Source organism: Stenotrophomonas sp. 05L44_2, assembly GCF_056665995.1.
Genome location: NZ_JBFTNR010000313.1, coordinates 1 through 4,673 on the forward strand (window position 1 = coordinate 1; position 4,673 = coordinate 4,673).

Here is a 4,673-nt window from a genome sequence, read left to right on the forward strand (position 1 = left end):
TCCGAGTACGACGTGGTGCTTGCGGGGAACCCAAGGGGGGCTCGCTATGGCCAGGTTCTGATCTATTGCCACGCTGCAAACGACGCGACTGGTACAGAGCTGCTCGCCATTCCGCAACGCGCTGCGCTGCTGGAGGCGCTGGTGAACAGCGGGCTGACGGTCATCGCGCCGCAGCTCGGGGGCGCAAATACCTGGGGCAATTCGGTGTCCCAAGCACGAATGAACAGCGCCTATGCCTACGCCACTGGGCTGTTTCCAGGCGTCACGAAGGTGGCGCTTCTGGCCCAGTCAATGGGAGCGGTGGTCGGGCTCGTGTGGGCGAGCAACAACCTGGGCAAGGTGAGCGCTGTGGTCGGGGTCTTGCCGGTCGTGGATCTCGATTTCACATATACCCTCCCGGCCTTCGCCCCCCACATCAATTCGGCCTACGGTGGCGCCTACAATCCCGCGGGCAACGGATTGGGGCGCAACCCGATCAAGCTGGCAAAAGCGGGCGCGTTCAATACGCTGAAAATCCAGCTTTGGGCTGCCAGGGAGGACACCGCCGCTCCGCCGAGCCTAGCGTCCGAGTTTTCCGCTGTGGCTGCGATGACCGAACTGATTTTCGTTGAAGGGCTGCACACAGAGGGCGCGGTCGGCTTGGTGCGACCGGATGAAGTGCTGGCGTTCCTGTAGCGACCTGAGTCTCAGGCCACGGCCTGCAGCAGATCCTCGCGGTTGTTCCGCGGCGTGTTCACCGCGCGGCTGACGCGGTAGGCCTCCATGGCCGGGGTCTCGCTGGCCAGCAGCATGGCCATGGCATCGTCCGGGCTGGCGGCCATCCACTCATCGATCTGGCTGGCCTGCAGCCACACCGGCATGCGGTCGTGGATGTCGGCCGATACGCCGCTGCTGTCGCCGGTGATGATGGTGAAGGTGCCGAGGTTGCCGTCGGGCAGGAGCGGGCTGGTGTCCTCCCACAGGCCGGCGGCCAGCAGCGGCCCGGTAGCGTGGATGAACCATGGATCTTTCTTCCCGTCCTCTGGGCTCACCGACCACTCGTAGTAGCCGGCCATGGGGATCACACACCGGCGCTTCTTGAACGCCGATCGGAAGGCCGGTTTGGTGGCCACCGTCTCGATCCGGGCGTTGATGGTCGAGCCCTGCAGGCCCTTGGCCTTCGCCCAGAACGGCAGCAGGCCCCACGCCAGGCGGGTGACCTGCCGGCCTTCGCCGCGGTCCAGAATCACCGACGCTCGCTGCGTGGGCGCGAGGTTGAAGCTGGGCTGGATCTCCGCCAGGCCGGGGGCAAGGTCAGCCAGGCCCGGCTGGCCAAAGTCGACAACGGGGAGCTGGACGAATCGGCCGCACATGGCCGGAGCGTAGCCCGGACGGCCGTGCCCGGCGCGTGATCCCGAACAGTTCAGTCGGTGAACGATCCCTTGTCGCAGCCTTTGCGACCGCCGGCCGTATCCTTCCGGGCATGCTTCCCTCGCACGGCTACCAAGGTTTCCGCACCGCCCCGATCCCGTCAGGCTGGGTCCAGATGGGGGAGAGCTGGGTGTTGTGGTGGGGCGGTCGACAGATCGCCAACGTCAGATGCGGCAAGGATGGTGCTGTGCGCGTGCGTCTGGATGCCAGGAAGATGTGGCAGATCAAGGAAGCCCCGGCCGCCAGCATCGCTCAGGGAAAGCGCTATGCCGAACGGTGGTGCGCGGCAAGGCTCTACCCGGAGATGCGCCTTCGCGCGGCCGTGGCCCGGATGCTGGATGCCACGCCAGCAGAACCGCTTGAACCGCTGCCCGGCCTGCCGCCGACCCGAGAGCAACAGCAACAGGCCCGGCGACTCGCCGAGGCCGTGACGAACGATCTCGAGCGGGTCAAGGAAGCGCTGGCGCCAATCCGTCCGCCGGCGACGAAGCCCAGGGCGAAGGACCCACAGAAGACGCGAGTAAGGGCAGCACTGCGGGACCTACGGCGCGGGGTCTGATAGTAAAATGGCCCCAAGCTGGTCCCATCCACTTCGTAAGCCTTTGATTGAACTAGCGATGAAATCCCCCTCCTAAGGGGAAGGTCGCCCGTTCGAATCGGGCCGGGGTCACCATCCACGTCGGGCGCATCGACGCGCGCCCGCAACAGCGCCGGCGCCATGGATTACGTCCTGCAGCCTGTCCAGCCTTCGCAGTTTGCCGTTGTTGCCGGCTGGCTCGACTCACCTGAGGCGACCCTGCGCTGGGCAGGTCCCGGCGTTCCCTTCCCCTTGCCTGCCGAAGCCTTCGCCGCTGCATTGGCGTTGCCTTCGCGTCCAGGCTGGACACTGCAGGATGCCGACGGCACCTGCCTGGGCTTCGGCCAGTATTGGCAGACAACACTTGGCAGCACGCACCTCGGGCGCATCATCRTGTCGCCGCAGGCACGCGGCCGTGGTCTTGGCCGGGTGTTGATGACGGCGCTGTGCGCCGAAGCCGTTCGCCGCACCGCTGCGATGCAGCTGACGTTGAAGGTCTATAGGGACAATCAGGCGGCCGTGGCGCTGTACCGCGACCTCGGCTTCGTCGCCAGCGAAGACGCCTCCACGCCGGAGCTGCTGTTCATGGCCTGCCGTACAACCTGAGCGGGAAAGGGCAGGGCTCTGCACTCCCGCTGCACATCCTGTGCACGCGCTGCTGCAAGCGGACTCGGCAGTCTGGTGCCGTCCCCATCGGTTGCCTAGGAGCGCCCCCATGAATACCCCCGGCACCCCCAAGCCTTCCTGGCGCCAGCGCAACGTGCTGCTGACCGTCGCCGCCGTGTTGCTGGTGATCGTGCTGATCCTGCTCTTCGTCCCCTGGTAGAAGCCTGGCTGCCGCCAAGCGCGGCGCGATCCCCCTTCCACTTCAGCTCCCGCCGGTAGCCCATGGCCCGGCGGTTTTTCTGTGTGCGCCCCACGCCGGACGCGTCGCTCCGGCTCCGAAAATGCGTGACGAATTGCCGGAAAGGGCGGTGCGGCTGCCGGATCCGTGCACGAGGCCCCGGGGGTCGGTTGCTACAACTGTGTTCGTGGGGCCGGCGCCAGATTTGGCAAACATAAACGTGACGCACATCACACAATTGTTTGTATTGTGTTATCTTCGTCACAGTTTTGCGAACCTGACCAACAGGGTCCAGGGACGGTTGTAGTCGCCACGGAACCGGCAGACACGCATTCGTACGCGTCTCCGGGTCCGGCAGAACCCTCCCCGGTACCCACTGAACAGCGGCTCCCCTGTGGGGCTGATGACGGGGAAAAACCAACATGTGGCAGTCGACGACGTCGCGCATCAGCGCGGGCGGTGAATCCGTTCATCCTGAAAAAAGTGCACATCCCGGCCGGACCGGGCGATGGCTGGCCGCCGGCCTGCTGTTGCTGCTGCTGTCGGTGGTGCTGCCATCGTCGGCCTGGGCTGCGGCCTACGCGACCGGCGGCACCAGCCCGTACCGCAACACGGTGCTGTGGCTGACCTGGGGTGGCGGCACGGACCTGGGCACTGCCGGGGTCACGCTCAACAATGGTGATACCTCGTCGATCTCGATGCCGGTGGCCGCGGGCATCAACCTCAGTGTCAGCTGCAGTCTGGCCAACATCAGTGGCGGCGGACTCCTGCAGAGCTATCGCCCGGGCAACTTCAGCGGCGACAGCCTGGACGACCTGTACAACGTCGGTGGCACTGGCGGCGCGAATCAGCTGATCGCGGGCATCTCGCGCAGCACGGGCACCTCCTCGTTCGAAATCAACTGCGTCTCGACCCTGGGCGGCGCGCCGTATCGCCTGCGCGGCGTGGTGATGGCCGACGCCGAGTCGATCAACAACAGTGGCGAATTCGTCGAAGCCAGTGCACTGGGTACCTGGAACGTGGTGGAGATGCGCAAGAACCTCAGCGCAGGTGCCTACAACGTGACCAAGTCCAGCAGCGGCGGCAACAGCGTGATCCGCTTCGGGCCGGGCAACGACAACAACACCGCTGCGGTCACCTTCCTCAATTTCGACAACGCCGCGCACGCGCCGGGCAACCTCGCGGTGAACATGGGCTTCTCGATGCGCGGTGGCGGCACCACCGCCATCGCCATCGGCCTGCTGGTGCCGTACGCCGACTTCGGTGATGCGCCGCAGAGCTATGGCGACGCCATGCATGTGGTGGACGATCTGCAGTTCCGCCCGGATGGCCTGCCGGTCAACGCCACCCCCACCAACATCAACACCGCAGGCTATACGCCGGGTGGCCTGGCACCGCCGCTGACCGATTTCCTCGGCACGATGGGTCCGGATACCGAGCAGAAGAGCAGCTACAGCGCCGATGCGAAGGGTGACGACAACTTCCCTTCGGGCAATCCCAACGAAGAGAACGCCTGGCCGGCGAGCTATGTGCTGACGGTGATGCAGGCCGGTACCCAGATCAGCCAACCGGTGGCGTGCGTGGGCAGCGGCAGCGTGGCCGGCTGGATCGATTTCAATCGCAACGGCACATTCGACCCGGGCGAGCGCAGCAACATCGCTGCATGCAGTGGTGGCGGGGCCAACCTGAGCTGGACCGTGCCCGCGCAGGTAAGCGCAGGCAGCAGTTACCTGCGCCTGCGCTATGCGACCAATGCGGCGCAGATCCAGCAGCCGACCGGCGTGGCCGACGACGGCGAAGTGGAAGACCACCTGATCACCATCACCGCACCCGCGCTGAAGG

At 65.9% G+C, this 4,673-nt stretch carries 5 protein-coding genes and 1 tRNA gene; 5 read left to right on the forward strand and 1 reads right to left on the reverse strand.

Annotated elements, in window-relative coordinates; translation table 11 throughout:
• On the forward strand, positions 1-675 hold a 675-nt coding region (locus AC1VAN_RS12200), incomplete at its 5' end, for a hypothetical protein (RefSeq protein WP_480985881.1).
• An 11-nt stretch (positions 676-686) separates the two neighbouring features.
• Here the strand turns inward: AC1VAN_RS12200 and AC1VAN_RS12205 are convergent.
• Positions 687-1,352, reverse strand: coding sequence for an SOS response-associated peptidase (locus tag AC1VAN_RS12205; protein ID WP_478013528.1), 666 nt, complete (start codon positions 1,350-1,352; stop codon positions 687-689).
• Positions 1,353-1,462: 110 nt separating this feature from the next.
• Between AC1VAN_RS12205 and AC1VAN_RS12210 the strand changes: the two genes are divergently transcribed.
• The 4 genes from AC1VAN_RS12210 to AC1VAN_RS12225 form a co-directional block, all read left to right on the forward strand.
• On the forward strand, positions 1,463-1,969 hold the full coding sequence (locus tag AC1VAN_RS12210) for a hypothetical protein (protein ID WP_442251212.1): 507 nt from the start codon (positions 1,463-1,465) through the stop codon (positions 1,967-1,969).
• A gap of 9 nt (positions 1,970-1,978) precedes the next feature.
• A tRNA-Ser gene (locus AC1VAN_RS12215) sits at positions 1,979-2,083 on the forward strand.
• Positions 2,084-2,128: 45 nt separating this feature from the next.
• Positions 2,129-2,593, forward strand: a complete 465-nt coding sequence (locus tag AC1VAN_RS12220) for a GNAT family N-acetyltransferase (protein ID WP_480985882.1) — start codon at positions 2,129-2,131, stop codon at positions 2,591-2,593.
• A gap of 660 nt (positions 2,594-3,253) precedes the next feature.
• The coding region (locus AC1VAN_RS12225) for a CshA/CshB family fibrillar adhesin-related protein (RefSeq protein WP_480985883.1) at positions 3,254-4,673 on the forward strand (1,420 nt) is incomplete at its 3' end.

Excerpts from the sequence above, each read along its gene's own strand:
- AC1VAN_RS12205 (WP_478013528.1), bottom strand. The coding sequence starts at position 1,352 with ATGTGCGGCCGATTCGTCCAGCTCCCCGTTGTCGACTTTGGCCAGCCG.
- AC1VAN_RS12210 (WP_442251212.1), top strand. The coding sequence starts at position 1,463 with ATGCTTCCCTCGCACGGCTACCAAGGTTTCCGCACCGCCCCGATCCCG.